This window comes from Xenorhabdus sp. SGI246 (genome assembly GCF_040838225.1).
In the GTDB taxonomy this organism is placed as follows: Bacteria; Pseudomonadota; Gammaproteobacteria; order Enterobacterales; family Enterobacteriaceae; genus Xenorhabdus; species Xenorhabdus indica.
Window position 1 is genome coordinate 1 of the sequence record NZ_JBFPEZ010000015.1, and the last position, 26712, is coordinate 26712.

23 protein-coding genes are annotated in these 26712 nt (G+C 41.3%); 13 read left to right on the forward strand and 10 right to left on the reverse strand.

The features are described from left to right. Nucleotides 1-528 precede the first annotated feature (528 nt). On the forward strand, nt 529-1359 hold the full coding sequence (locus ABLA85_RS03865) for a BPSS1780 family membrane protein (RefSeq protein WP_367961543.1): 831 nt from the start codon (nt 529-531) through the stop codon (nt 1357-1359). Between the two features lie 442 nt (nt 1360-1801). Here the strand turns inward: ABLA85_RS03865 and serS are convergent, their stop codons facing one another. The 5 genes from serS to lrp form a co-directional block, all read right to left on the reverse strand. Further along, nucleotides 1802-3091, reverse strand: a complete 1290-nt coding sequence (gene serS / locus ABLA85_RS03870) for a serine--tRNA ligase (protein WP_367961544.1) — start codon at nt 3089-3091, stop codon at nt 1802-1804. Nucleotides 3092-3249: 158 nt separating this feature from the next. Beyond that, entirely contained in the window at nt 3250-4593 is a 1344-nt protein-coding gene (locus ABLA85_RS03875; protein ID WP_367961546.1) for a replication-associated recombination protein A, read from the reverse strand. A 7-nt stretch (nt 4594-4600) separates the two neighbouring features. After that, nucleotides 4601-5212, reverse strand: coding sequence for an outer membrane lipoprotein chaperone LolA (gene lolA, locus ABLA85_RS03880; RefSeq protein WP_367961549.1), 612 nt, complete (start codon nt 5210-5212; stop codon nt 4601-4603). Between the two features lie 66 nt (nt 5213-5278). Next, nucleotides 5279-8755: a DNA translocase FtsK 4TM domain-containing protein gene (locus tag ABLA85_RS03885; RefSeq protein ID WP_367961551.1), complete on the reverse strand. Its 3477-nt coding sequence runs from the start codon at nt 8753-8755 to the stop codon at nt 5279-5281. A gap of 139 nt (nt 8756-8894) precedes the next feature. Then, nucleotides 8895-9389 carry a leucine-responsive transcriptional regulator Lrp gene (gene lrp / locus ABLA85_RS03890; protein ID WP_004256338.1) on the reverse strand — a complete coding sequence of 165 codons (495 nt, stop codon included), beginning with the start codon at nt 9387-9389 and terminating at the stop codon, nt 8895-8897. 635 nt (nt 9390-10024) lie between these two features. On the opposite strand from lrp, the gene trxB reads away from it, so the two are divergent. The 5 genes from trxB (at nt 10025) to infA (ending at nt 15721) form a co-directional block, all read left to right on the forward strand. Next, nucleotides 10025-10984, forward strand: a complete 960-nt coding sequence (gene trxB / locus ABLA85_RS03895; protein WP_367961555.1) for a thioredoxin-disulfide reductase — start codon at nt 10025-10027, stop codon at nt 10982-10984. A gap of 151 nt (nt 10985-11135) precedes the next feature. Beyond that, nucleotides 11136-12905, forward strand: coding sequence for a cysteine/glutathione ABC transporter permease/ATP-binding protein CydD (gene cydD, locus ABLA85_RS03900; protein WP_367961557.1), 1770 nt, complete (start codon nt 11136-11138; stop codon nt 12903-12905). A gap of 2 nt (nt 12906-12907) precedes the next feature. Continuing rightward, nucleotides 12908-14650 carry a cysteine/glutathione ABC transporter ATP-binding protein/permease CydC gene (cydC, locus tag ABLA85_RS03905; RefSeq protein WP_367961560.1) on the forward strand — a complete coding sequence of 581 codons (1743 nt, stop codon included), beginning with the start codon at nt 12908-12910 and terminating at the stop codon, nt 14648-14650. Nucleotides 14651-14658: 8 nt separating this feature from the next. Then, nucleotides 14659-15348 carry a leucyl/phenylalanyl-tRNA--protein transferase gene (gene aat / locus ABLA85_RS03910; RefSeq protein ID WP_367961562.1) on the forward strand — a complete coding sequence of 230 codons (690 nt, stop codon included), beginning with the start codon at nt 14659-14661 and terminating at the stop codon, nt 15346-15348. A 154-nt stretch (nt 15349-15502) separates the two neighbouring features. Then, nucleotides 15503-15721 carry a translation initiation factor IF-1 gene (infA, locus tag ABLA85_RS03915; RefSeq protein WP_002211347.1) on the forward strand — a complete coding sequence of 73 codons (219 nt, stop codon included), beginning with the start codon at nt 15503-15505 and terminating at the stop codon, nt 15719-15721. Nucleotides 15722-15858: 137 nt separating this feature from the next. On the opposite strand, the gene clpA is transcribed toward infA, so the two are convergent. Together clpA and clpS are read right to left on the reverse strand one after the other, a co-directional pair. Further along, the gene (gene clpA / locus ABLA85_RS03920; RefSeq protein WP_367961566.1) at nt 15859-18144 is read right to left on the reverse strand and encodes an ATP-dependent Clp protease ATP-binding subunit ClpA; all 2286 of its coding nucleotides are present in this window, start codon (nt 18142-18144) and stop codon (nt 15859-15861) included. Nucleotides 18145-18175: 31 nt separating this feature from the next. Continuing rightward, nucleotides 18176-18496 (reverse strand): ATP-dependent Clp protease adapter ClpS, encoded by a 321-nt coding sequence (gene clpS / locus ABLA85_RS03925; protein WP_367961568.1) that lies wholly within the window; start codon nt 18494-18496, stop codon nt 18176-18178. A gap of 324 nt (nt 18497-18820) precedes the next feature. Here clpS and cspD point away from each other — a divergent pair, with 324 nt between their 5' ends. The 6 genes from cspD to artM all read left to right on the forward strand — a co-directional run bounded on the left by cspD (nt 18821) and on the right by artM (nt 23742). Further along, complete coding sequence (gene cspD, locus ABLA85_RS03930) at nt 18821-19051, forward strand: cold shock-like protein CspD (RefSeq protein ID WP_367961570.1); 231 nt, start codon at nt 18821-18823, stop codon at nt 19049-19051. Nucleotides 19052-19653: 602 nt separating this feature from the next. Beyond that, complete coding sequence (locus ABLA85_RS03935; RefSeq protein WP_367961571.1) at nt 19654-20556, forward strand: lysine exporter LysO family protein; 903 nt, start codon at nt 19654-19656, stop codon at nt 20554-20556. A 223-nt stretch (nt 20557-20779) separates the two neighbouring features. Then, complete coding sequence (gene artP, locus ABLA85_RS03940) at nt 20780-21508, forward strand: arginine ABC transporter ATP-binding protein ArtP (RefSeq protein WP_367961573.1); 729 nt, start codon at nt 20780-20782, stop codon at nt 21506-21508. A 98-nt stretch (nt 21509-21606) separates the two neighbouring features. Continuing rightward, nucleotides 21607-22344: an arginine ABC transporter substrate-binding protein gene (gene artJ, locus ABLA85_RS03945; protein WP_367961576.1), complete on the forward strand. Its 738-nt coding sequence runs from the start codon at nt 21607-21609 to the stop codon at nt 22342-22344. 14 nt (nt 22345-22358) lie between these two features. Beyond that, the gene (gene artQ, locus ABLA85_RS03950) at nt 22359-23081 is read left to right on the forward strand and encodes an arginine ABC transporter permease ArtQ (protein ID WP_367961578.1); all 723 of its coding nucleotides are present in this window, start codon (nt 22359-22361) and stop codon (nt 23079-23081) included. Further along, nucleotides 23074-23742, forward strand: a complete 669-nt coding sequence (gene artM / locus ABLA85_RS03955; protein WP_367961580.1) for an arginine ABC transporter permease ArtM — start codon at nt 23074-23076, stop codon at nt 23740-23742. The genes artQ and artM overlap by 8 nt, the downstream gene beginning before the upstream one ends. Before the next feature lie 99 nt (nt 23743-23841). On the opposite strand, the gene rlmC is transcribed toward artM, so the two are convergent. From rlmC to ABLA85_RS03970, 3 genes are all read right to left on the reverse strand, one after another. After that, nucleotides 23842-24975 carry a 23S rRNA (uracil(747)-C(5))-methyltransferase RlmC gene (gene rlmC, locus ABLA85_RS03960; protein WP_367961581.1) on the reverse strand — a complete coding sequence of 378 codons (1134 nt, stop codon included), beginning with the start codon at nt 24973-24975 and terminating at the stop codon, nt 23842-23844. Between the two features lie 24 nt (nt 24976-24999). After that, nucleotides 25000-25515, reverse strand: coding sequence for a YbjN domain-containing protein (locus tag ABLA85_RS03965; protein WP_367961583.1), 516 nt, complete (start codon nt 25513-25515; stop codon nt 25000-25002). 80 nt (nt 25516-25595) lie between these two features. Further along, complete coding sequence (locus tag ABLA85_RS03970) at nt 25596-25961, reverse strand: YbjC family protein (protein WP_367961584.1); 366 nt, start codon at nt 25959-25961, stop codon at nt 25596-25598. A gap of 212 nt (nt 25962-26173) precedes the next feature. Between ABLA85_RS03970 and ABLA85_RS03975 the strand changes: the two genes are divergently transcribed. Continuing rightward, the gene (locus tag ABLA85_RS03975; protein ID WP_038259471.1) at nt 26174-26437 is read left to right on the forward strand and encodes a GrxA family glutaredoxin; all 264 of its coding nucleotides are present in this window, start codon (nt 26174-26176) and stop codon (nt 26435-26437) included. Nucleotides 26438-26712 lie beyond the last annotated feature (275 nt).

Sequence of the window (26712 nt, forward strand, 5' to 3'; positions counted from 1 at the left end):
AAATAAACATGTTGCTCGCTTTTTTCTGCACCCCAAAATTAATTATGCTGCATGATGGGAGTATGGGCATTTGCACACCGGGTTAATAAGTTACTATATTATAAATTCAGGTGCACTTTTTACACAATTTGATTTCATTCAATAACTATTGGATTATTAATAAATTACATCCACATCATAAATACATTAACTAAAAAAGTATTAAAATAAACTCATTTAACAATATGATAAAAAATCATTTCTTGATGATATACCATTTAAAGTACAAGGTGATTTTATTGATTGCCTATAAAAGGAAAATTAATTTTAGTTAGTGCAAAAGAAAAGTTTTAAATATAAGCAAAATCATTTGGCGATATAAGAAAGAATTTGTGCATTAATCTCTTAATAAAATTAACAGTTAATCCTTGTTGATTAGAAATTTTCATGGAATAATCCCTTCTGCTTTACCCAAAAACTCTGTTCCGGGATGGATATAGATAAAGTTTAATTTGGCAATTACTATTCAACCAGATAAAGCGGAAAAAAATGAATAATCAAGATATTAATTTCAATTCCGGGGAAAAAAGCATATCCCTAACTAAAGAAAAAGAGGTATTCATTCGTGAAGGGCAGGCTGTTGGAGCAGGAGCAGCAACAGAATGGATCAGTAATGCCTGGCAAATATTCAAAGCAAACCCAATGCAATGGATATTATTGACATTAGTCTATATAGTTATCATGGTAGGCTTGAATTTTATTCCATTCCTAAATTTAGTATCTTTTCTATTTGGTTCAGTATTTGTTGCCGGTTTTATCGCTGCTGCTGAAAAACAGAGAACCACCGGTAATTTTGAAATAGAATTATTATTCTATGGATTTAAAGATAAATTAGGTACACTGGTTGCTGTTGGTGCACTTTACTTAGGCATCTATGCACTTGGGGTCATCGCGGCTGTCCTTGTGGCAGGCTTTGGTATAGTAGAACTGTTTTTGGCCTCTCAATATGGGGATCCAAATCCAGAATTATTAATGGATAGCATCTCTTCTTTCATAGGGGCAATCTTTGTCTTCTGTATTTTTAGCTTAGTCGCCCTTGCATTTATTTGGTTTGCTCCTGCATTGATTATCATTAATGATATGAAATTTGGGGAAGCCGTATCAATGAGCCTGAATGCTGTGAAGAAAAACTTACTCGGAGGTTTTCTGTTTTTCCTGCTAATGGGAATTCTGATAGTGACTTCCATGATACCCTTATTGTTGGGCCTGATTATAACTATCCCTATGAATTTTATTACTTATTATACAACATACCGCAGTATTTTTTATACATCAAAAGGCAACAGCAGCAAAGAACAAAAATCCAGTTTGATCATCTAATAAATACTTCATAAAAATAAATAAAAGTGCTGAATATCAAAGTCAGCACTTTGTTAATAACCTGCATTATCTGAATTATTACCTAATAAATAGAAACAGTAGATAATAAAAATATCATTCTTAATGCAAAAAAAATTTTTCTTCGCAGTCGCGGGAAAACAGAGAACCATAGGTGATTTTAAAATAAGCTTGCTGCTCACTGGATTTAATAAATCGGGTTCTATGTAAAGCAGAGCCTGTACTTCTGATTGGTAATTTTTCTTTTATACATCTTATCATTCTTATTTTCAGTATTTTCATTTTTACAATCAGTTCCATACCCAATGGATTTCAAGTTGCGGCGCGGCGGCAAGGAAACACGTCTTATAGGCAGAATAAAACATAAATTATTGTTGATAAAAAAAGCGCCTGATATGGCGCTTTTTATTAAAGATAAAAGGTATTAGCCAATATATTCCAGCCCTTTCATATAAGAACGCAATACTTCTGGAACTTCAATACGGCCATCTGCCTGCTGATAGTTTTCCATTACAGCAACCAGTGTACGCCCTACAGCCAGGCCAGAGCCATTCAGTGTATGCACTAACTGGTTTTTTTTGTCATCTTTACTGCGGAAACGGGCCTGCATACGACGAGCCTGAAAATCCCACATATTAGAACAAGATGAAATTTCACGATAAGTATTCTGCGCAGGTAACCAAACTTCCAAATCGTAGGTTTTTCTTGCACTCGCGCCCATATCTCCGGTACACAGCAACATCTTACGGTAAGGCAATTTCAGTAACTGCAATACTTTTTCTGCATGCCCCGTCAGCTCTTCCAACGCTTCCATAGATTTTTCAGGGTGAGCAATTTGAACCAGCTCAATTTTATCAAACTGGTGCATACGGATCAGACCACGAGTATCGCGGCCGTAAGAACCTGCTTCTGAGCGGAAACAAGGTGTATGTGCTGTCATTCTCAGTGGAAGATCATTCTCATCCAGAATTTCACCACGCACTAAGTTAGTCACAGGTACTTCCGCAGTTGGAATAAGTGCATAGTTACTACCAGAATCTTCTGCCAGTGCCTTGGTGTGGAACAAATCTTCACCAAATTTAGGCAACTGGCCTGTACCGTACAGCGTGTCATGGTTAACCAGATAAGGCACATAAGTTTCCAGATAGCCATGTTGTTCAGTATGCAGATCCAGCATAAACTGCGCCAATGCACGATGCAGGTGGGCAATTTGCCCTTTCATCACAACAAAACGCGCACCTGTTAATTTCACTGCGGCGGCAAAATCAAGGCCATCAGTTAACTCACCCAACGATACATGATCTTTTACTTCAAAATCATACTGACGTGGTTCACCCCAACGGCTGATTTCCACATTATCACTATCATCTTTTCCGTCAGGAGAAGAATCATCAGGAATATTCGGCATGCCTAATGCAAGATCACGGATCTCAGCCTGCAATGCTTCTAATTCAGCTTTTGCTGAATCTAACTTTTCTCCCAATTGATTTACTTCCTGGCGCAATGGTTCAATATCTTCACCACGGGCTTTAGCTGCACCAATAGCCTTCGATCGGGAATTACGTTCTGCTTGCAGGGTTTCAGTTTCAACTTGTAAAACTTTACGGCGCTCTTCTTGTTTACGCACCGTCTCCACATCAAGGGTATAACCCCTGCGAGCCAGTTTTTCGGCGACTGCGTCTAGCTCGTTACGCAGCATATTTGGATCGAGCATGCTATTCCTGTGCTTGTTGTTAATAAACTAGTTGTTAAGAAAATGGTTGTTAAAAAATAGTATTGAGAAAAAAGTTACTAAAACAGTAGGAAAATCAATCTTGATTAACCAACCTGATATAAATTCTTTACCATATGAACCTTACCGTATCAATGACATTAACGATAGCGTTTTATTGAGCTACTTTGGTCCTGTTCCATCAACCAGTTTAATTTCTCACTAATCTTACCTTCCAGCCCTCTGCTGGTCGGGTGGTAATAACGAGTATGTTGCATCTCAGGTGGAAAATAAACTTCTCCCGCCGCATACGCATTGGGCTCATCATGGGCATAACGATATTCTTCACCAAACCCCATTTCTTTCATCAATTTGGTCGGAGCATTACGCAGATGAGCAGGAACGTCATAATCCGATTTTTCTTGTGCATCTGCCATAGCCGCTTTAAATGCCGTGTAAACAGCATTACTTTTGGGAGCACAGGCAAGATAAACAATTGCCTGCGCAATTGCACGTTCTCCTTCTGCTGCACCAACACGGGTAAAACAATCCCATGCAGCAATTGCTACCTGCATTCCACGCGGATCAGCATTGCCTACATCTTCAGACGCTATTGCCAGTAAGCGGCGGGCAACATAAAGCGGATCTCCACCCGCGGTAATGATTCTGGCATACCAGTAAAGCGCAGCATCCGGTGAAGAACCCCGGATTGATTTATGCAAAGCCGATATTAAGTCGTAGTACCTATCACCTTGATTATCAAATCGTGCACTCCGCTCTCCGCTAACCTCTTTCAGTAACTCTGGGGTCAGGATACGTTGCCCTTGTACATTGGCTTCCGCCATATCTGACATCATTTCCAGCAAGTTTAATGAACGACGTGCATCCCCTGCGACCAACTCAGCTACCATTTGACGAGTACTGTCCGGCAACACGATATTTTGCCCACCGAGGCCATGCTCTTTATCATTTATGGCTTGAATAAGCACTTGTTCTATTTCTGCTGGCGAAAGAGATTTCAATAAATAGACTCGCGCTCGTGATAACAATGCTGAATTTAGTTCAAAAGAGGGGTTTTCAGTCGTGGCACCAATGAACGTGATGGTGCCATCTTCAATGTGTGGCAAAAAGGCATCTTGCTGACTTTTGTTAAATCGGTGAACTTCATCAACAAACAAAATTGTTCTGCGCCCTACATTGCGGTTCTGTCGTGCTTTTTCTATAGATTCACGTATCTCTTTGATACCGGATGTAACGGCAGAAATACGTTCAATATCTGCTTGTGCATAATAGCCGATAATTTCAGCCAGCGTCGTTTTCCCCGTGCCCGGCGGTCCCCACAAAATCATGGAGTGAAGATGACCTGCACGGATCGCCCTTGGCAAAGGTTTCCCCTTTGCCAATAGATGTTGCTGTCCAATATAACGATCCAGCGTAACCGGCCGCATTCTTGCAGCCAGTGGCTGAAACTCATTCTGTGAAAAATCGAGTGAAAGATTGTTCACTTAAACCTCACTGGCGCTGATCATCCAGCGTAACACCTTCTGGTAAAGTGAATTTGAATTTTGACGCATCTACGCTGGTATTCTGCTGCCCTTTCAACTGATATGCGCTTTTCTGACCGTCTTGTTCAACTGCTGTGAATTTCTGAATAGTGCCATCAGGTGTCACTGTGATTGAAAAATGTTTCAGATTTCCATTGGCATTATTCGGCGTCAACTCAAAGTTATTACCATTTTGTGTCACTCTGTATTGTTTCCAATCCGAGGGATCATTACGAGCAATCAACATAAACGGTGTATTGCCCGTAGCATCTTTCAGCCAATTAGCTGTTACTTGCTCAACAAAAGGATTGTAGAACCACAACGTTTTACCATCAGAAATCAAAGTACTTTCATCAGGCGATGTCATATGCCAATTAAACAAATTGGGACGTTTAACCCAGAGTTGCCCTTCACCATTTTGGATCGTTGAACCGTCACTGCTGGTAACAGTCTGAGTAAAGTTCGCGTGAAAACTATTTACCTTACTCAATCGACCTTGCAAACTTTGTGCAGCATCAGCCCATGCAGAACTCACGCTCATTCCCATCATCAGACAACCAATCAACATCAGTTTTTTCATGTGTGAGTACCTTCAATTCATATATTATCGGCATCACAATAACCGATGCCGAATTTAAAATGATGCTCAGTGTTCATGTGGCGGAGGTGCTAAAACCTCACGATTACCATTATGACCAGGCGCACTGACAATTTGCTGAGCTTCCATCTGTTCTACAATTCGAGCTGCTCGGTTATAACCAATACGGAATTGACGTTGTACCCCGGAGATAGATACCCGGCGTTTTTCAATCACAAATTCAACGGCCTGATCAAACAAAGGATCCAGCTCTTCATCACTATCTAATCCCAATCCTCCTTCGCCATCTTCCCCCCCTTTAATAATATTATCAATGTATTGAGGACGACCACGTGCTTTCCAGTCATTAACAACTTCATGGACTTCCTGATCACGCACGAAAGCGCCGTGGACACGTACAGGAATCGAAGAGTTTGGGGCCAAATAGAGCATATCCCCCATACCAAGCAATGATTCCGCTCCTCCCTGATCAAGAATGGTACGGGAATCAATTTTACTGGAAACAGTGAATGCAATTCGCGTAGGAATATTGGCTTTAATCAATCCCGTAATAATATCAACAGAAGGACGCTGTGTAGCCAGTACCAAGTGGATCCCCGCAGCACGCGCTTTCTGTGCCAAACGCGCAATTAACTCTTCCACTTTTTTGCCGACTGTCATCATTAAGTCGGCAAACTCATCGACCATAACAACAATATAAGGCTCTTTTTTCAGCACAGGATGTGCCACATCCATACTGTCACCGGGCTTCCAGAAGGGATCTGGGATTGGTCGGCCCATATTTTCAGCCTGTTTGATCTTATCGTTATAACCCGCGATATTGCGCACACCTAAAGCTGACATTAATTTATAACGGCGTTCCATTTCATTGACACACCAACGCAGTGCATTGGCTGCGTCTTTCATATCAGTAACTACTTCTGTCAACAAATGCGGAATGCCTTCGTAAACAGATAACTCAAGCATTTTCGGATCGATCATGATAAAACGAACATCTTCTGGTTTCGCTTTATACAAGATGCTAAGGATCATGGCATTAACGCCGACTGATTTTCCCGAACCTGTCGTCCCTGCTACTAACAAATGGGGCATTTTCCCTAAATCAGCGACAACAGGCTGACCAGCGATATCTTTTCCCAAGACGATAGTTAATGGTGACGGGTTATCACGGAATTTTTCACAATCCAGCACTTCCCGTAAATAAACGGTTTGGCGTTTTTTATTCGGCAATTCCAAACCCACATAAGGTTTTCCTGGGATCACTTCAACAATACGAACTGCCACAGCCGAAAGTGAACGTGCAAGATCGCGAGATAAATTGGAAATGCGGGAGGCTTTAACCCCAGGCGCTAAATCCAATTCAAAACGTGTGATTACAGGACCTGGAGAGAACCCAACAACATCCGCTTTGACACGATAATCATTCAGACGAGCTTCAATTAAACGCGAAGTTTGTTCCAGCGCAAACATATCAATCGGTTCTGCTGCTGCTGGAGGTTCTGCCAGAAGATCCAAAGAAGGCATCGGTGTAGTCGGCTTAGGCAATGGCTGATCATTACGTACCAAAAATGGATGAAACAGGCTTGGTTGCTGCGGTTGCTGCGGTTGCTGCGGTTGCTGCGGTTGCTGCGGTTGCTGCGGTTGCTGCGGTTGCTGCGGTTGCTGCGGTTGCTGCGGTTGCTGCGGTTGCTGCGGTTGCTGCGCAAAATTATGCGTAGTTTCCGGCTGATGAGAAGTTTTTAAAACAGAAGAATCTGTTGAAACAGGAACAATATTTTTTTCTTGTTCTGGTTGAATAGCTTCTTCCGGTGGTACAGATCCAGAAGGTATAAATAAGGGTTCTGCTGGCTCAGGAATTTCTACGCTATTATTTGGTGAAAAGTAATCAAACATAGGCTGTTCAGACTGCTGAGCAAGCTGGCTTTGATAACGTTGACGTTGCTGCTGTTCAAACTCTTTCCGCAACGTTTCTTCCTGCTCTGCTTGTTCATCAATACTGATTGGTGCTTTATCATCACGGTTATCAACAGATTGTTCTGTTGTTGTTTTACCATGTGTTGGTTGGTTATAAATAGAGGTGAAACTTTCAGCTTTTACTTGTGCTGTCTCTTTTTCCAAATCATAACCATAACGCTCACGCTGTTGCGCAATAAATTGCTCACGCAGCATGTCTTGCTGCTGCTCATCCATTCTCTGTTCTTCAACTTCAGCATTGGATTCGTCCTGTCTTTCTTTTCGCTGCAAATGCTCAGACAAACGGTGAGAAGGAACTTTAATACCATACAATTCACGGCGAGTCGGTATTCGTACCGGATTTGGCCTTGGCATTTCAGGGCCTATTCCCTGTTTCATCTGAGGATTTTTCACAACAGCAATAGAGCTAATTACCGAATCCCGCAAATCAGTACTATCTTTTGAAGGCGGTGACATTGGCATAGTACTCTGTGTTGCTATGCCATTCCCCGGCTGGTGCTCATCAGGCAGCTCAAATGTATACTGGGCAGGCTCTTGCTCCTGACTATTTTCAGTTTGTTCTGCTCCAATAATCTGTTCAGCTCCAGCCTGCCCTAATTCCGTTTGTACTGATACCGCTTCTGGAACTATGGATATTTGTGGCTTAATCAGGTGAGATTTATTGTTTTGTTCCAGAGTAGATTGCATCTGTTCAGGTGAAATTGTTCCCTCTGACTTTTCCATAACTGTCTGTTCTGAAATGGTATTCACCAACTCTGTCACTGTTGGAGCTGTCAGCAACACATCATCTTCATCATCGGCAATGGCGTTTTGAATAACATGAGTCGCCTTAACAGGGACTACTTTAGACTCCTCTTGTTTAGGATGGCTTGTATCATCAGAAATCTCTGGAAAAACTTCTTTCTCCAACTCATCATTATAATCAGTTTGTGTACGACCACGATTAACTACAAAACTGAGCGAACCCAGAGTGTACTCCCCAATTTTTTCTGCAATGGTAAGCCAGGACCAGCCCGTAAATAATGTGAACCCGATAGCCCATGTACCAAGCAAGGCCAAAGTTGCACCAAGGATGTTAAACCATGGCAGAATCGCGTTACTGAACAGGCTACCGATAACACCACCTGAAGCAAAATCATCGAAATCATCAATATTGAGTGCAGCCAAACCACATGAAGTCAAGATAAGAGTTAAGACACCAATAACGCGTAATGCCAGCGTGAAGAAATCCACATACTCTTGCCTATCTTTCTGACGGAAAGCATTCCAACAACCCGAAAGCATTAAGGGTGGGACTGCATAGGCAAGAATACCAAATGCTGAGAATAGTATGTCTGACAACCAGGCACCAATGCTGCCACCTAAATTATGAACAGGTTCATGCCAGGCAGTTTGTGACCAGCTAGGATCGGAAGGGTGAAAACTGACAAGTGCTACCATTAAATATACGGCACATATGGCAATAACCAACAGAACGGCTTCCAGAAGCCGACGGCCACTGCTTATTCTCTTTAATCTAACACGTTTGTCTTCTGTATATTCCTGGTTCAAGAAAGACTCTCCAGGTTTTCCTGTTGATTAAACGGAACAACGCTGAGGTTAGCTCAGCGTTGAAACTGTATGCATAAACAGGAGTGTACCTAAATTTTTCCTGTTTTGCATCTATACACTGTACATTGTAGACAAAAGCTTAACGAGTCTTAATTACCAAACGGTTACTCTGTTTCACTTCTTCCATGACTACATAAGTACGAGTATCGTTAACGCCCGGAAGACGTAATAAAGTCTCACCTAGCAATTTACGGTACGCAGACATGTCTGGCACACGTGTTTTCAGTAAGTAGTCAAAATCCCCTGAAACCAAATGGCACTCTTGAATTTCTTCCAGTTTTTGTACGGCAGTATTAAACTGCTCAAAAACATCTGCTGCTCCACGGTTTAGGGTAATTTCAACGAACACCAGTAATGATGCATCCAAATAATGGGGATTCAGCAAGGCAGTATAACCAGAAATAAAGCCTTGACGCTCTAAACGACGCACGCGTTCCAGACAAGGTGTAGGTGATAATCCTACCCGTTTGGATAATTCCACATTAGAAATACGGCCGTCTTTCTGTAATTCGTTAAGGATATTACGGTCTATGCGATCAAGATCTTTTCCTGGACGCTTCTTATTATCTATCATCTTATTGCTCTCTCTTTATATTCCTACACCCATAACATTTTCCCTATCTCTTTTAAGCAGTTGAGCTGGAAAAGATGTCTTCAAAGGCTAAAGCTCAATCTGTAACCAAGGTTTGGGGCCTGCACGTAATCTTCCAGAATACAATTTCCCAGAACTCGATTAACCAAACACGACTTACCAGAGCACCGTCTTCCGGAATGTTATCTCCCAAAACACTATGCCTCTCAGAAAGCAGCTTATCGGCAATTTTTAATATTCTATGAGAAAATCATCTACTCCAAATTGTCTATTCTATAGAAACAATCGATTAACGAGGCAGATAATTATCTCTTACATAGATGTTTTCGCAAATGCATAGCCGATTGTCAAAGTAAATGAACAAAAATCAGAACAACCTACCAAACAAATTTTCGGTAAATCGTTTCAATAGCTCGTTTCATGCCTAAAACGAATAAATGATGTTCAATTCAAAAAGTTAAGCACTCACTCCTTACATTCCCATTACATCACAGTTACTATCTATCGGTAAAATCGTTAATAACATGAATATTTTATCTGATAATCGCTTTTTTTAACTTATTATTTCTCCTACAATCCCTAAATCTGCAATATGCGATAATGGAAATGAGGTATTCATGAGTACAGCCAAACACAGTAAGCTCATTATTCTTGGCTCAGGTCCTGCTGGTTATACTGCTGCTGTTTATGCGGCCCGTGCTAATCTAAATCCCGTACTCATTACCGGGGTTGAGAAAGGCGGTCAATTGACCACCACGACTGAAGTTGAAAACTGGCCCGGAGATCCTGAAGGGCTAACAGGCCCTGTTTTGATGGAGCGTATGTTCCAGCACGCTGAAAAATTTCAGACAGAAATTATAACTGATCACATTAAGAAAGTTGATTTCTCAAAAAAAATATTCCATCTATATGGTGATGATCAGGAATATACCTGTGATGCCTTAATCATCGCAACAGGTGCCTCTGCTCGTTATTTGGGGCTGCCTTCCGAAGAAGCATTCAAAGGACGTGGTGTTTCTGCCTGTGCAACTTGTGATGGTTTCTTCTACCGTAAACAAAAAGTTGCTGTCGTAGGTGGCGGTAATACTGCCGTTGAAGAAGCATTATACTTGGCGAATATTGCGTCCGAAGTTCACCTGATCCACCGCCGTGACACTTTCCGTTCAGAAAAGATCTTGATTGACCGTTTGATGGATAAGGTTAAAAACGGCAATATTATTTTGCATACTGATCGCACTCTAGACGAAGTTTTGGGTGATGAAATGGGTGTAACAGGTATCCGTATTCGCGATACGAAAAGTGACAACACTGAAGAGCTGGATGTTGCAGGTGTTTTCATCGCTATCGGCCATAGTCCTAATACCGACATTTTTGCCGGACAGCTTGAGCTGGAAAACGGGTACATCAAAGTTCAGTCCGGTCTGCATGGAAATGCCACCCAAACTTCCATTCCCGGCATATTTGCCGCAGGTGATGTCATGGATCATGTTTATCGACAAGCTATCACTTCAGCCGGCACGGGCTGTATGGCTGCGCTGGACGCCGAACGTTTTCTGGACGGACTGGCAACTAAATAAGATGATCTTTCCCTAAAAGCGCTGTTTCGATAGCGCTTTTTAACAGGTAACTTTTTACAGGCAACACAGTGCTAATGTGCGGAAGCTGGCAATACAATTACCAGCTTTTCTGATACGCCGTATCATCATCTGCTAATCTGAAATTTTTCTTATGGACAAAACAAGACAATCTGAACTTGTTCGATGGCTGAAACAGCAAAGTGCTCCAGCCCGTCGATGGCTTCGTCTATCCATGCTGCTAGGGCTAATTGGTGGTTTACTGATTATCACTCAAGCCTGGCTGCTCGCTTCTATTCTTCAGGCGCTTATTATGGATAATGTCCCCCGTGAAAATCTCATCAACCAATTCTTGATGTTGATGGCTTCTTTCACTCTGAGGGCCATTGTCAGTGCTGTCCGGGAACGTATCGGGTTTATCTGCGGTAAAGTCGTGCGTCAACAAATCCGCGGTATGGTATTAGATAAGCTGATCCAATTGGGGCCTGTTTGGGTAAAAGGCAAACCGGCGGGTAGCTGGGCGACCATTATTCTGGAACAAATTGAAGACATGCAGGATTTTTATTCCCGCTATTTACCTCAAATGACCCTTGCGGCTACTATTCCTGTCTTAATCCTGATCACTATCTTTCCCATCAATTGGGCCGCTGGTGTTATTCTGTTTGTAACTGCGCCATTAATCCCTATTTTCATGGCTTTGGTCGGATTAGGGGCTGCTGATGCTAACCGACGCAATTTTGTTGCACTTGGTCGTTTAAGTGGTCATTTTCTGGATCGTTTACGTGGTCTCGAAGCATTGCGTTTGTTCCATGGGGGAAAAGCCGAAATTAAACAAATTACCGAATCAACAGAAGATTTCCGACGCAGGACAATGGAAGTACTACGTATGGCATTTTTATCTTCTGCGGTATTGGAGTTTTTTGCCGCTGTTTCCATTGCTGTTGTCGCTGTTTATTTTGGTTTTTCTTATCTGGGCGAGTTACATTTTGGCAGTTATGGTCTTGGCGTGACATTATTTGCCGGTTTCCTCACACTTATCCTTGCTCCTGAATTCTTCCAACCGCTGCGTGATTTAGGCACTTTTTATCATGCTAAAGCTCAGGCTGTGGGCGCTGCGGAATCACTTTTCACCTTGTTAAGCAGCAATGGGGAACACACCACATACGGCGGCAGAAAAACCTTACCAGATGAAGAATCGGTGACCATTGAAGCAACTGAATTGGAAGTTCTGTCACATGATGGGCACCGTCTTGCTGGCCCTTTAAATTTTACAATTGATAAGCATCAACGCATTGCATTAGTGGGAAAAAGTGGCGCAGGAAAAAGTTCACTAATAAACGTGTTACTCGGTTTCCTTCCTTACCGGGGTTCATTGAAAATCAATGGAAACGAATTGCGTGAGCTTGATCTCGATAAATGGCGTGAACAAGTCAGTTGGGTTGGACAAAACCCTCATCTGCCGGAACAAACGGTACTCGATAATATTCGTCTGGGTCAATTTGATGCGACATCAGAACAGATCCACGATGTCATGAAACGCGCTTATGTCGATGAGTTTGTCTGTGATCTCCCTGATGGCATAAACACCGTTATTGGTGATAATGCGGCTCGTCTATCTGTCGGGCAAGCTCAGCGTATCGCTGTAGCGCGGGCATTATTAAATCCGTGCCAGCTCTTGTTACTGGATGAACCCGCAGCCAGCCTTGATGCTAATAGTGAACAACGCGTGATGACGGCATTGAATCAGGCATCCAGTCAGCAAACAACATTATTGGTTACACACTTACTGGAAGAAACGCTGAAATACGATCAAATCTGGGTTATGGAGAGCGGGTTAATTATCGAAAAAGATAACTATCAAAATTTGAGCCAATCTCAAGGTGCCTTTTCCCGTCTGTTGTCTCATCGCAGTGTGGAGCTTTAATCATGCGTGTATTATTCCCTTTTCTTGCACTCTATCGCCGCCATTGGTTTCTTATTAGTTTAGGTATGATTTTGGCAGTTGTAACTCTGCTAGCCAGTATTGGCTTACTTACGCTGTCCGGTTGGTTTCTTGCCGGCACTGCTGTAGCAGGATTTGCCGGAAAATATACCTTCAATTACATGCTTCCTGCGGCAGGTGTCCGTGGGGCAGCTATTTTTCGCACTGCCGGGCGTTATGGTGAACGATTAGTCAGCCATGATGCTACGTTCCGGGTATTGGCACATCTTCGGGTTTTTACCTTTCAGAAGATCCTGCCACTTTCTCCGGGAGGTATCGCTCGTTTTCGTCAGGGAGAGTTATTGAATAGGATTGTGGCTGATGTCGAAACGTTAGATCATCTCTACCTGCGTGTCATGTCTCCAGTTCTTGCTGCACTTGCCGTCATTGTTGTACTGACATTTGGCTTGGGGTTCCTTGATAAGACGCTTGCCTATACCCTTGGCGGTATTCTGTTAGGTCTGCTGCTAACATTACCTTTTGTGTTTTATCATGCGGGTAAACCTTACGGCAGGAATATCACTTTATTACGCGGCCAATATCGAACATTGCTTACCAGTGCATTACAAGGTCAGGCAGAGTTGACCGTATTCGGTGCTCTCCTGCGCTTCCGCCACTCAATGTCTGAGATTGAATCCAAGTGGTTAAAGTGTCAGCAGCAACAAGCTAATCTGGCGGGGCTTTCTCAAGCCATTATGATTTTTGCCACTGGCATCACAGTGACACTGATATTGTGGCTGGCAGCGGCAGGTATAGGCGGAAATAATCAACCCGGAGCGTTGATCGCTCTGTTTACATTCTGTGCTCTCGCTGCTTTTGAGTCTCTTGGGCCAGTCACTGTAGCTTTCCAGCACATGGGGCAAGTTATCTCCTCAGCTACACGTGTCTCTCAGTTAATGCACCAGAAAGCCGAAGTTACCTTCCCTGCACACGGGCCAGAAAGTACAGATAATCTCAGTCTTGAGATAAAAGACATTGATTTCACTTATCCTAATCAACCCTTGCCAGTATTACAGAATATTTCGCTGTCTCTGCAAGCTGGTGAACATATTGCTTTGTTGGGAAAAACAGGCTGCGGTAAATCGACTCTTTTACAATTATTGACCCGAGCATGGGATGTTAACCACGGAGAGATTTTAATCAACCAACAGCCTATCTCCTGTTATGATGAAGCAACACTGAGATCGATAATGTCTATCGTTCCTCAGCGGATACATGTATTCAGCCATACTCTGCGTGAAAATTTGTTATTGGCAAAACCAGATGCTACTGATGAAGAATTAACAACAGTGTTAAAGCAGGTCGGATTGGGAAACTTGCTAGACAATAATGAAAAGCTAAACTGTTGGATGGGCGAAGGTGGACGCCAACTTTCTGGTGGAGAACAACGCCGCCTGGGTATTGCCAGGGCATTGCTGCATAATTCTCCACTTATGCTTCTGGATGAGCCGACAGAAGGGCTTGATGCAGATACTGAACAACAAATTCTGTCACTATTACGCGATAGTTGCCAAAATAAAACGCTTATTGTGATTACCCATCGGTTAACTGGCTTACAATACATGGATCGTATCTGCGTAATGGATGGGGGGCGTATCATTGAGCAAGGGCAACACGATATGCTACTGTCCCAGCAAGGACGTTATTACCAATTCTATCAACGGCAATATTATCCTGAGCAGGAGTGATAACTTTTATGTTGATAGCTCAATTGGATAACTCATGTGAATTTCCTCATCCAACCAATGCATTAACAGAGCCGAATGGTCTGTTGGCATTCGGAGGGGATTTGAGTGCAGAACGCTTAAAAACAGCATATAGTAAGGGAATTTTCCCATGGTTTTCGCCTGATGAGCCCCCTTTATGGTGGTCTCCGGATCCCAGAGCAGTTCTGATCCCTGGAGAATTACATACTGGGCGTACTCTGCGACGTTTTATTCGCAAACATCCTTATCAAATTACGGTAAACTATGCTTTCGATCAGGTGATATACGGTTGTGGACAGCGACAGGAAGGTACGTGGATCGGGGCTGGCATTCAGCATGCTTACCAAACCTTGCATCAGGAAGGTATGGCTCATTCGGTTGAAGTCTGGCACAAACACCAGCTTGTTGGTGGATTATACGGTGTTAATGTAGGGACGCTATTTTGTGGTGAATCGATGTTCAGCAAAATGGAGAATGCATCCAAGTGCGCTTTTGTGGCATTCTATCACCATTTTTTACATCATCGCGGTCAGCTATTTGATTGTCAGGTGCTAAATCACCATACAGAGTCACTGGGCGCGAAAAATATTCCAAGGGGAGAATTTCTCCAGTATCTTGAGCAATGTAAAAAACAATCATTGCAGGCAGGCTGTTGGGATACACAAGTGCTGGAATTATAATCAACACTTGGTGATTTATGCTGTTTACGGTGGGAGTGTCAATTCCATTATGAGGAAAATGATGGTTTAAAATACGACATTCCTTTACATAATGAGGGTTTTTCGGCATTATCTTGCCGGTTAAAAACTATGGTTGTTACATTTAGAGGATTAGATGGCCAAAGAAGACAATATTGAAATGCAAGGCACTGTGTTAGATACACTGCCAAACACCATGTTCCGTGTCGAACTAGAAAACGGACACGTCGTTACTGCTCATATTTCAGGCAAAATGCGTAAGAACTATATTCGCATCCTGACTGGAGACAAGGTTACAGTTGAGCTAACTCCATATGACCTGAGCAAAGGCCGTATCGTCTTCCGTAGCCGCTGATTCACATACCTTCTTAACACCACAGGTAAATGTGTTTTTTCAACATTTTCCTGTGGTGTCACTCTTAATCATACGGCCAGTGTTTTCTGTACTTATTTTTTTCCAGACTTATTTTATCTTTTTCATACCATGCATATTTATAGCACGGCATCTTCTGATTTTTTCTTATTTGACTTTTGCATGCCTTTGAAATCGTATTTTAGTGCCTGCTTATCTTTATCAAGAGTAATCCTGACAGATCCGCCATGTACTAAGGAACCAAACAGCAATTCATTGGCTAAAGGTTTTTTCAGGCTATCCTGGATCACGCGGGCCATAGGACGAGCCCCCATCGCTTTATCGTACCCTTTATCACATAACCACTGACGGGCATCTGTACTGATTTCCAGAGAAACGCCTTTTTCATCCAACTGAGCTTGCAGTTCAACAATAAATTTATCAACTACTTGCTGAATAACTTCCGCAGAAAGTGCATCAAACCAAATGATGCTATCAAGTCGATTACGGAATTCGGGGGTAAAGGTTCGCTTAATTTCTTCCATACCATCAATGCTGTTATCCTGCTCGCTGAAACCGATGGATTTACGCTGGGTCTCACGCACCCCGGCATTGGTTGTCATGACTAAAATAACATTACGGAAATCAGCCTTCCGGCCATTGTTATCAGTCAATGTTCCATTATCCATAACTTGCAGCAGTATGTTGAATACATCAGGATGAGCTTTCTCTATTTCGTCAAGCAGCAATACAGAATGAGGATGTTTGATAATCGCATCTGTCAATAAACCACCCTGATCATAGCCAACATAACCTGGTGGTGCGCCAATCAAGCGGCTCACAGTATGACGTTCCATATATTCAGACATATCAAACCGCAGTAGCTTGATATTAAGTACTTTGGCTAACTGAACTGTCACTTCAGTTTTACCAACCCCTGTAGGCCCCGCAAATAGAAAAGAACCAACTGGTTTATACTCCTGCCTCAAACCAGCACGACTCATTTTAATGGCTTCTGTTAATGCTCCAATTGCTTTGCCCTGACCAAAAACCAACATTTTCAAACGATCATCCAGTGTTCTCAATACATCTTTATCACTGGCTGAAACTGTTTTCTCAGGAATACGGGCAATACGCGCCACAACAGATTCAATGTCTGAAACATTGATTGTCTTTCTGCGGCGACTGACTGGGACTAACCTTGTTCGAGCTCCTGCTTCATCAATGACATCAATAGCTTTGTCCGGTAAATGGCGGTCAGTAATGTATTTCACGGATAACTCAACAGCCGCCCGAATAGCTTTCGATGTATAGCGGACATCATGATGTGCCTCATATTTAGCTCGTAAGCCATGAATAATCTGTATCGTTTCTTCAGAAGAAGGCTCAAGAATATCAATCTTCTGGAACCGCCGAGCCAAAGCGCGGTCTTTCTCAAAGATATTGCTGAATTCTTGATAAGTTGTTGAACCAATTACCCGAATACGACCACTGGATAAAAGTGGTTTTATCAGATTAGCGGCATCCACCTGCCCACCCGAAGCAGCACCAGCTCCGATAATGGTATGAATTTCGTCGATAAAGAGAATACTTTTACTATCTTGTTCTAATATTTTTAACAAGGTTTTGAAGCGCTTCTCAAAATCGCCACGATATTTTGTTCCTGCCAGTAACGAACCAATATCCAATGAATAAATCGTACAATCTTTCATCACGCCAGGGACATCTTTTTGCACAATACGCCATGCAAGCCCTTCCGCAATCGCTGTTTTACCAACCCCGGATTCACCCACAAACAGAGGATTGTTCTTACGCCGACGACATAGCACCTGGATTGTCCTTTCCAATTCATGCTGACGTCCGACAAGTGGATCAATCTGCCCTTTCTGCGCTAACAGATTCAGGTTTGTAGTGAAATTCTCCAATCGATCTTCACCTATCACTTGTTCTTCCTGAACTGGATTAACGTTGTGATGAGGCTCACTATCGAGTTCATCTTTACGTGTGCCGTGAGATATAAAATTCACAACATCCAGCCGGCTAACATCATGCTTACGCAGTAAATAAGCCGCCTGAGATTCCTGTTCACTAAAAATCGCAACTAACACATTTGCCCCAGAAACTTCTGAGCGCCCTGAAGATTGAACATGAAATACCGCACGTTGCAAAACACGCTGAAAACTCAACGTTGGTTGTGTATCTCGATCATCATTCTCAGATAGTAAAGGGGTTGTTTGAGTGATAAAATTTTCTAATTCTTGGCGTAATATTGCCAAGTCGACCTTACAAGCCTCCAGTGCTTCTCGCGCTGATGTGTTACTTAACAACGCCAGCAACAGGTGCTCTACAGTCATAAATTCATGTCTGTTATCCCTTGCTTTGGCAAAAGCAATGTTGAGACTAAGCTCCAATTCTTGATTGAGCATAAGCACCTCCTCCCAAAATCAATAAGCCAGATCAGACCTTTTCTAGCGTGCAAAGTAACGGATGCTCGTGCTCCTTCGCATACATGTTCACTTGCGCAGCCTTAGTTTCTGCGACTTCTGCTGTATAAATACCGCAAATAGCCTTCCCTTGGTAATGGACATCCAGCATTAGTTGCGTTGCTCGTTCAACATCATAAGAAAAGAACTTTTGCAATACGTCAACCACAAACTCCATAGGGGTATAATCATCATTGTTAAGAATAATCTTATACATTGATGGAGGCTGTAACGCTTGCTTTTCTTTATCTTCAACAAATTCTTCAAAATTCAAGCTGTTATAAAACTGACTCATTGTCTTTCCACTGAGTATTATCTTTCTACCGGATTTTAGTATGAACTAATTCGTTCTACCTCTATATATTTTATCACTGCATAAAGCACTCTGCTTATTCCCGTAGACGATCAGAGCAAGTCTTCCACCTGAAAATCTGATACCGTTATCTATATCAAACTTTAACAATTTGAGACAACCTGACGCTATTTCTATGCTTGACGATGAAATGAATTTCACTACAGTGTATTTTATGAACACCATTCCTAGCTGAACGACTGTTCATGATCCTGAAATTTTTAGTGATTCCTGAATCCGAAATCATAATACGAGGGATAGAGAAGTATGGAAACAGGTACAGTTAAATGGTTCAATAATGCAAAGGGCTTTGGGTTTATTTGTCCGGCTGACGGTGGCGATGACATATTCGCTCACTATTCAACTATTCAGATGGATGGTTATAGGACGCTGAAAGCGGGGCAAAAAGTGAATTTCAGTGTTAATCAAGGCCCTAAAGGCACTCATGCCAGTCTTATTGTTCCTTTGGAAGATGGCTTAAAATCAAGAAAAGAGTAATCAATGCTTACTTAATTTCCACGCCACAGGTAAACAAACGTTATTTGTGGCGTGTTATTATCCAATAACCATATCATTTTTCTCTGGCTAAGGATCTCGAATCAGCGATAAGCCTGGCACAACATCTCACGTTTTCTATTCTTACAACTCTAATATGCCAATTGTCTATCCACGATAGATATAAATGAGTTAAATGTAAATAAATTAGATGTAAATGAAATAGATGTAAGAATCAAGAGAGTTTTTTCATTAAATATCAATAACAACTGATTGTTATCTCTAAGGTCAGAAATTCCTATACAATTCAGGAAAATATTCCTCTATTTAGTATCAAATTAGTATCAAAATCACTTCATTTTATTTAATGATTTCAACCTTACCATATAGTAAAAAACGCGTTGATTTTCAGCAGGTTTCCCTTTATCCTATTTGTTATTCCAGTGTAAATTTATTGTTATTTTTTGGTTTTTATGACCAGCTAAAGGTATACCCGATAGACTAACTGCTGCGGCCATAAGTATGAATGTAGCTAATAATAAAACTCGTAAGATAAAGAGTATAAAAACAGATAAAAAGACATCTATTATAATAAGGATTGTAACATGTATTCAGGATTACTCATTATCCTCCTTCCATTGAGCCTGGGTTATTTGATCCGCCTAAATAATAAAATGATCCTTACCAGAGTTCACCAACTGCTCAATGTCATGGTTTACCTCATCCTCGTTTTCATGGGCATCAGCCTTGCTATGCTGGAAAATCTGGGCAGTAACCTACTCTCTATCTTGCTATATGCAATGACATTTTTTCTGTGCATCTTTACAACTAATTTACTGGCACTTTTCTTGTTGGATAAAAGAAAACCGTGGATTATTGCAGAGTATAAGCAAGAAAGCCCCCCTTCCCGTCTGCATATGGCGTTTGATTCCATTAAATTATGCGGTGCTTTAATATTGGGCTTTTTATTTGGTTTGACGGAATGGTCATGGTTTCATTTTGCCGGCAAAGCCAGTGAAATCACTTTAATTTTTTTACTTTTTCTTGTTGGGATTCAGCTACGTAATAACGGCATGACCCTGAAACAGACCCTGGTTAATCGCCGTGGAACCATTGTTGCTATCGTTGTTGCAGCCAGTTCTCTTTTAGGTGGTATGCTGGCTGCCTTTCTGCTAGGGCTACCGACCAAAACAGGCCTTGCCGTTGCATCTGGCTATGGTTGGTATTCTCTTTCTGGTATTTTACTCTCTGATGCCTATGGGCCAGTATTAGGTAGTACTGCTTTTTTCAATGATTTGGCTCGTGAACTGGCATCAATCATGCTCATCCCCATGTTAATCAATCGATACCGTTCTACAGCATTGGGTTTAACCGGAGCTACATCAATAGATTTCACATTACCCATACTACAGCGCTGTGGTGGTTTAAGTATCGTACCTGCTGCTATCGTTCATGGTTTCATTTTAAGCTTAATGACGCCTATATTTATTGCATTTTTTACCCAGTAGATTTAGCGCATGTTTTTGGTATAAAAAATTTGTAACATCATTTAACAGCATAATATTTAATCAGAAAAACCATATTAGAAAACAAAAAACTAAAAAAATATCAACAACATGATTAGTTAACCTATTAAATTGACTAAAATAACAACCTTGTACATATATTATTGCATAGTTATTCTTTTGAGATTAATATCCCATCAATCAGTTAACTATTCACATTTTTCGCATGAAAATTCAATTAAAAAATATCGATTACTTCTATGGAACTCAGCAGGCTCTGTTTGATATCAATTTCGAATGTACATCAGGAGAAACCGTCGTATTACTAGGGCCTAGTGGAGCGGGCAAAAGTTCCTTACTACGAGTTCTGAATTTACTGGAGATGCCACGTTCTGGTCAGTTAAGTGTGGCACAGCATCAATTTGACTTTAAACATCCCCCTGGTGAAAAAGAAATCCGTGCCCTGCGGCAGAAAGTAGGTATGGTTTTCCAACAATACAATTTGTGGCCACATCTGACCGTAATGGATAACCTGACTGAAGCTCCCCGTCGGGTATTAGGACTACCTGGGCAACAAGCGCAGGAAAAAGCGGTAAAACTACTCTCCCGTCTTCGCCTGGAAGAGTTTTCCAATCGTTTTCCATTACATTTGTCAGGCGGACAACAGCAACGTGTCGCTATTGCACGAGCGTTGATGATGGAACCTCAAGTTCTGCTGTTTGATGAACCCACTGCGGCACTTGATCCAGAAATCACATCTCAAGTCGTTAACATAATAAAAGAGTTGGCAGAAACCGGGATCACACAAATTATCGTGACACATGAAATAGAACTTGCCCGTAAAACAGCAAGTCAGTTCATCTACATGGAGAAAGGGCGAATTATAGAACAAGGTGATGCAAGACATTTTTTGAAGCCTCATACAGAAGCTTTTGCTAATTATTTAGCACACTAAACCTACTATATTATTAATTCAGCCAAGCAGATAACTCGTTAACAAAAAATACCAATAACATTCATCAACCACATGCTCATGAATTACAGGACATGGCAATGAAAAAATTATTATTTGCAGCCTTACTAAGTTCAGTAACACTATCCGCGACCGCAGCAGAAAAACAAACACTCCATTTTGCTACTGAAGCAACCTATCCTCCTTTTGAGTTTATTGATGAAAATAATAAAATACAGGGATTCGATGTAGATTTAGCAAACGCTATATGTAAAAAAATCCATGTCGAATGCACCTTCACTAACCAAGCATTCGATAGTCTCATCCCTAGCCTGAAATTCCGCCGCGTTGATGTATTGATGGCAGGTATCGATATTACGCCTGACAGACAAAAACAAGTTGATTTCACTGATACTTATTATGACAACTCGGCCATATTTGTCACCATCAAAGGGAAATATTCTCAACTTACTGAACTTAAAGGAAAACAAGTAGGTACTCAAAACGGCACAACACATCAAAAATATCTCATGGAACAGCATAAGGCGCTAAAAAGTGTTCCTTATGACAGCTATCAAAATGCGATCCTTGATCTGAAAAATGGGCGTATTGATGCATTATTCGGTGATACTGCCGTTGTTAATGTGTGGCTAAAAAAGAATAAAGAACTGGGCACTATTGGCGAAAAAGTTACTGACAAAAATTACTTTGGTACAGGCTTAGGTATAGCTGTTCGTAAAGGTAATACCGTCTTATTGAACAAACTAAACCAAGCCCTGGCTGAAATTAAGCAGGATGGCACCTATGACACTATCTACAAGAAATGGTTTGAACAATAATTAGCTGAATCTCTATGAATGAACTTCAATCTTTAATCAGTGCCGCCGGTATAACCGTCGGCCTTGCTGTTGTGTCTCTTGTGACTGGTCTGATTCTGGCAATGCTTTTTGCTGCTTGGGAATCTTCCCGTTGGAAACTCTTTGCATTTCTAGGATCCTGCTGGGTTACTTTGATCCGTGGACTACCTGAAATTTTGGTGGTTCTTTTTATCTACTTTGGAAGTTCACAACTTCTGATCACCCTGTCAGAAGGAATTGATATCAATCTTGTGGTGTGGCAATTCAGGATACAAATGGAAATTGACAGTTTTGATGTCAGCCCTTTCCTTTGTGGTGTTATTGCCCTCTCCCTACTTTATTCTGCATATGCCTCACAAACACTAAGGGGAGCATTGAAAGCAATCCCGATGGGGCAACGAGAAGCCGGGCAAGCATTAGGGTTAAGCCAAAGCCGTACCTTTTTTCGTTTAATTATGCCGCAAATGTGGCGCCATGCTTTGCCGGGGCTTGGTAATCAATGGTTAGTCTTATTGAAAGACACAGCGTTGGTTTCACTCATAAGTGTTAATGATTTGATGTTACAAACAAAAAGTATTGCCACCCGCACACAAGAACCATTCACCTGGTATATGGTTGCCGCTGCTATCTACCTACTTATTACATTGGTGAGCCAATTTATCCTCAAACGACTTGAAGTGCGCGCTACTCATTTTGAACGGAGTACTTCTGATGCTTGAGTATATAAAGGATATTTTACCGGGTTTACAAACCAGCCTGAGTCTGACTGTTACCGCATTGCTGGTAGCATTTATGATGTCTGTCACCCTGACTGCTATTCTGACGATGAAACTGCCGGTATTATCGCAATTAGTGAAAGGCTACATCACACTGTTTACCGGAACGCCCTTGCTCGTACAGTTCTTTTTGATTTACTACGGCCCAGGGCAATTTCCATCACTGAAAGCATATCCGTGGTTATGGCAACTCATGTCCGAACCATGGCTTTGTGCTATGGTGACATTAGCATTAAATAGTGCAGCATATTCGACTCAACTTTTTTATGGTGCAGTTAAAGCAATTCCCGCCGGGCAATGGCAATCCTGCTACGCTCTTGGAATGTCAAAGGCACATTCTCTGTGTATTCTGTTACCTTATGCCTTAAAAAGAGCACTTTCTTCCTATTCGAATGAGGTTGTATTAATTTTCAAAAGCACTTCACTGGCCAGTACAATAACGCTGCTGGATATAATGGGATACAGTCAACTCCAGTTTGGCCGCAGCTATGATGCAACAGTATTTGTTGCCGCAGGTATTATCTATCTTTGTATAAATGGCCTTTTAACATTATTCATGCGTTTGATTGAACGACACGCCTTATTATTTGAGCGACATAATTAAGATTAATTGTTATTTTCACTTCCATTGTTGATTGCTATTTGTCATCAGTAACCTATTACCAACAAGCTGTTATCAACAATGGAAATATTCCTCTTCCGGTTAATTGCCAACAATAACTAATAATGCCAGCGTTTCATAATGCTCTGTATGGGGGAACATATCGAATAATTGTATTTTCTCTATTCGGTATCGTTCGAGCATAGTGATATCTTTTGCCATAGTTTCAGCGTTACAACTTGAATAAAGAATAAATTTAGGCGCCATTCGATTAAGATATTGGCAAAGCGCCTTACCAATTCCTCTGCGTGGAGGATTAACCAACACCAACTCAGGGATCTGAGATTTATCAAGAGCAAAACGTGTAGAATCCAGCGCCTGAAATTCAACATGCTTAAGTCCAAGTCTATTAGCCGAATTCTTCGCACAAGCAATAGCTTCCTCACTGATTTCAATACCAGTCAGCCTTGTCTCTTCATCTGCACAATGCAGGCCAAAACCACCTGCTCCACAAAATAGATCCCACATACTGGTTATATTCAACTCTCTGACCCACTGACCGGCAGTTGCATAGAGTCGTGAAGCAATATCGGGATTAGTCTGGAAGAAGCTACGGGGACGAATATACAACGGAATATTATTAAAATTTTCCTGTAACATTTTCTTTTCAGTGAAAATGATCTCTTTTTCACCTTCCAGAATCGCCATATGAACAGGTTGAATATTTGCGGAAATCACCACTAATTGTGGTAATTGTTCTTGTAACCACGGTAATGCACGTTTTAACTGTTCCAACTTGGTTTCTGAACGCAGCACAAACCGCAGCATAATTTCTTTGTTAGCACGACTTTCGGTCAATAAAATATATTTGAGCTCACCTTTTTTGCGTGCAACGTTGTACGGAACTAATCCCGCTTTAGCAATAAATACCTTTACTACTTCGAGTATTGACTGGAAATGTTGTGGATATAAAGGACAATCGCAAAGATCGACTGCCCTGCCATCCCGGTGCAACATTCCAAGTAACGGACGCTCAACACTGCCACTTACTACCATTTTGGCTTTATTACGAAATTCAGTAAGTTGACTGGCAACAGGAGGTTGCCAGCACATTATTGATGATTGTTGTAAAAGATGTTGTAAATGTTCTTGTTTATCAGACAATTGTTTTAAATAGGACTTATCAAGCCACTGGCAGGAGTGACAATGCCCCGCGGTATACTGCGCACACTGCATTGTAAAAAACCACATTAAAAAATATTAGTGCAAAGTAAACGTTGATGTTTTTATCGAAGTTTGTGATTCTTCATCTTCTACTTCCATTTCCATCTCGCTTTCCATGTCACCATTAACATAAAGGAAATTATTACTGTGAACTTCAAAGATCACATTAGCAATTTGTTCCTCACTCTGCTTCATAAAATGAGAAAATTGCTGGAAAGTCATACCCGCAGCGATAGGAAATGCCTGGCAAACAATCAGCTTGGGTAAACTTTCGTCCTGAACATCAAGAAATGCCTTAACAGTAAGAGAACTGGCATTAATCTGGCTCAAATTTGCCACTAATGGAATAATCGCAGTTGGCCTGACTTCCGCCAAAGCGGAGAAAAAGACAACATCCCCTAACAGATCAAGCTTGGCATCAAACAAGCCATCAATGTTCTGCATATGAGGCAAATGTAATACTGGACTTGCTTCATTCTCAAAATAAGAAATTTTGAGTTTATCAAGCCAATTACGTAATGTTACTAAATTTGGGATAACCATAGAATCCATTGAATCAACCTCATATGACTAAAAGTGACATATGCTACCTTCAGAAAACACGACTAGGATAGCAACATGAAATCGTTAACCTATTTTGTTTTTTCTTCATCAGAGCCAATCTGATGATTTCTACTTGCTTTCTTATGATCAATTCCTAAGAAAGAAAGATTATAGATCGCACGCCAGATAATATGGATAGCTGCGGGTATCAAACAGCCAATACCCAATAAGATCATAGCAATGTGTGCTTCTGTCGTCATTAATAAAGGTGATAGAATTATACTACCCGTTATCGACAAATAAGCTAAAGCCAACAACCCAATTCCCAATATTTCTAATAAAATAACCAGCTTTGGCATATCAGCCAACGAACGCATCTCTTTCGATGTACTTTTCTTCATTTGTTGACTACCTTCCAAATCTGATAGATGAGATGTTTTTTTAACCGCGCTCATCAGATTACCATACATAAATATCTGCTATGTCTTTCATCCTTCAAGTTACCTCTTTTGTTGGCTAAATCTTGAAATCCATGAGGTCTAATTGATGATGCTGATTAAAGCGAAAGGAAATTCCTGCTTTTTTTTACCCGCTCTTACAGGCATAGTAACCCAAGATGACATACCTATGTAGCCTATGGCTATTACCAATAAGGAGTTTATTTTATATGTACACAGTTATTTTTGGTCGTCCCGGTTGCCCATACTGCGTCCGCGCTAAAGAGCTGGCTGAAAAATTAAAAACAGAGCGCGAAGATTTTGACTACCGTTATATTGATATCTGGGCAGAAGGCATCACCAAAGACGACTTATCAAAAACAGTAGGTAAACCTGTTGAGACTGTTCCTCAAATTTTCATTGATGAAAAACACATTGGCGGTTGTACAGATTTTGAAGCCTACGCCAAAGAAAACCTGGAACTATACAAATAATCATAGCATCCGCTATTTAGGTGAGAGAAAAATTCTCTTTCTGGATAGCGGCATGCGCCTAAATATTCAACAAAACTCTGCCCTATCCTTCTCAATCTACCGCCGCACTGAAAAAATTCTGTAATTTTTTTTCGATCTTGAGAACTTTCATATTTTCACACAGTCTCAGTTAGTGCCACTGCTTTTCTTTGATGTCCCCATATTGAGGAGCCCGATAGTCATCCCCTTTGGTTAAAGACTATCGGGTTTTTTGTTTATATTGGAATTTTTTGTTT

Bases quoted from the DNA above. Each gene is read 5' to 3' on its own strand.
- ABLA85_RS03865 (WP_367961543.1), top strand. From the start codon at position 529: ATGAATAATCAAGATATTAATTTCAATTCCGGGGAAAAAAGCATATCC.
- lolA (WP_367961549.1), bottom strand. From the start codon at position 5,212: ATGAAAAAACTGATGTTGATTGGTTGTCTGATGATGGGAATGAGCGTG.
- cydC (WP_367961560.1), top strand. From the start codon at position 12,908: ATGCGTGTATTATTCCCTTTTCTTGCACTCTATCGCCGCCATTGGTTT.
- clpS (WP_367961568.1), bottom strand. From the start codon at position 18,496: ATGAGTCAGTTTTATAACAGCTTGAATTTTGAAGAATTTGTTGAAGAT.
- ABLA85_RS03970 (WP_367961584.1), bottom strand. From the start codon at position 25,961: ATGAGCGCGGTTAAAAAAACATCTCATCTATCAGATTTGGAAGGTAGT.
- aat (WP_367961562.1), top strand. From the start codon at position 14,659: ATGTTGATAGCTCAATTGGATAACTCATGTGAATTTCCTCATCCAACC.
- artJ (WP_367961576.1), top strand. From the start codon at position 21,607: ATGAAAAAATTATTATTTGCAGCCTTACTAAGTTCAGTAACACTATCC.
- cydD (WP_367961557.1), top strand. From the start codon at position 11,136: ATGGACAAAACAAGACAATCTGAACTTGTTCGATGGCTGAAACAGCAA.
- serS (WP_367961544.1), bottom strand. From the start codon at position 3,091: ATGCTCGATCCAAATATGCTGCGTAACGAGCTAGACGCAGTCGCCGAA.
- ABLA85_RS03975 (WP_038259471.1), top strand. From the start codon at position 26,174: ATGTACACAGTTATTTTTGGTCGTCCCGGTTGCCCATACTGCGTCCGC.
- lrp (WP_004256338.1), bottom strand. From the start codon at position 9,389: ATGATAGATAATAAGAAGCGTCCAGGAAAAGATCTTGATCGCATAGAC.
- clpA (WP_367961566.1), bottom strand. From the start codon at position 18,144: ATGCTCAATCAAGAATTGGAGCTTAGTCTCAACATTGCTTTTGCCAAA.
- ABLA85_RS03935 (WP_367961571.1), top strand. From the start codon at position 19,654: ATGTATTCAGGATTACTCATTATCCTCCTTCCATTGAGCCTGGGTTAT.
- ABLA85_RS03965 (WP_367961583.1), bottom strand. From the start codon at position 25,515: ATGGATTCTATGGTTATCCCAAATTTAGTAACATTACGTAATTGGCTT.
- rlmC (WP_367961581.1), bottom strand. From the start codon at position 24,975: ATGCAGTGTGCGCAGTATACCGCGGGGCATTGTCACTCCTGCCAGTGG.
- artQ (WP_367961578.1), top strand. From the start codon at position 22,359: ATGAATGAACTTCAATCTTTAATCAGTGCCGCCGGTATAACCGTCGGC.
- artM (WP_367961580.1), top strand. From the start codon at position 23,074: ATGCTTGAGTATATAAAGGATATTTTACCGGGTTTACAAACCAGCCTG.
- artP (WP_367961573.1), top strand. From the start codon at position 20,780: ATGAAAATTCAATTAAAAAATATCGATTACTTCTATGGAACTCAGCAG.
- cspD (WP_367961570.1), top strand. From the start codon at position 18,821: ATGGAAACAGGTACAGTTAAATGGTTCAATAATGCAAAGGGCTTTGGG.
- infA (WP_002211347.1), top strand. From the start codon at position 15,503: ATGGCCAAAGAAGACAATATTGAAATGCAAGGCACTGTGTTAGATACA.
- trxB (WP_367961555.1), top strand. From the start codon at position 10,025: ATGAGTACAGCCAAACACAGTAAGCTCATTATTCTTGGCTCAGGTCCT.